Raw genomic sequence first — 1,015 nt, 5'->3', positions numbered from 1 at the left:
GACGGTGACGATGGTTGCTGCGGGCAGCTGTGCGCTTACCGCCGACCAGGCGGGTAATGCCAACTACAGCGCCGCACCGCAGGAAGTTCTGAGTGTGTCGATTGGCCTGGCGTCGCAATCGATCACCGGGTTTGTTGCCAATCCGTCGGCACCGGTCTTCTCGGCCGGCGGTACGTTTGCGCTTAGTACCAACGGTGGTGCCTCGGGTGAGGCGGTGCTGTTTGCTTCCACCACACCGGCTGTTTGTACGGTGGTGGGCTCGACGGTGACGATGATCAGTGCAGGCACCTGTGAGCTGACGGCGAATCAGGCGGGCAACGGCAACTACAGTGCTGCACCGCAGGAAACCTTGAGCGTCACGATTGGTACGGCCACGCAGGCGATCACCGCTTTCACGGCCACTCCGGCCAACCCGGTGTTCTCGGCCGGAGGTACGTTTGCCGTGTCGGCAACCGGCGGTGCTTCGGGTGAAGCGGTGCTGTTTGGCTCGACCACGCCGGCTGTGTGTACGGTGGCTGGCTCTACGGTGACGATGGTTAGTGCCGGCACCTGTGACCTGACGGCGAATCAGGCCGGCAACGGCAACTACATCGCCGCGCCGCAGGAAGTTCTGAGTGTGTCGATTGGCCTGGCGTCGCAATCGATAACTGGTTTTGTTGCCAATCCGTCGGCACCGGTGTTCTCGGCCGGCGGTACGTTTGCCGTGTCGGCAACCGGCGATGCTTCGGGTGAGGCGGTGCTGTTTGCTTCGACCACGCCGGGCGTGTGTACGGTGGCAGGCTCGGCGGTGACGATGGTTGCTGCGGGCAGCTGTGCGCTTACCGCCGACCAGGCGGGCAATGCCAACTACAGCGCCGCACCGCAGGAAGTTCTGAGTGTGTCGATTGGGCTGGCGTCGCAATCAATCACCGGGTTTGTTGCCAATCCGTCGGCACCGGTGTTCTCGGCCGGCGGTACGTTTGCGCTTAGTACCAACGGTGGTGCCTCGGGTGAGGCGGTGCTGTTTGCTTCCACC

General features: G+C 63.3%; 1 protein-coding gene. It reads left to right on the top strand.

Annotation, left to right across the window (positions count from 1 at the left end):
* On the top strand, window positions 1-1,015 hold a 1,015-nt coding region (locus ACVOK8_RS19140; RefSeq protein ID WP_481568198.1), incomplete at both ends, for a hypothetical protein.

It is taken from the genome of Stenotrophomonas sp. STEN083 (genome assembly GCF_056759195.1).
Note: the sequence above shows the minus strand (reverse complement) of the source record. Positions and strands in the feature narration are given on the sequence as shown.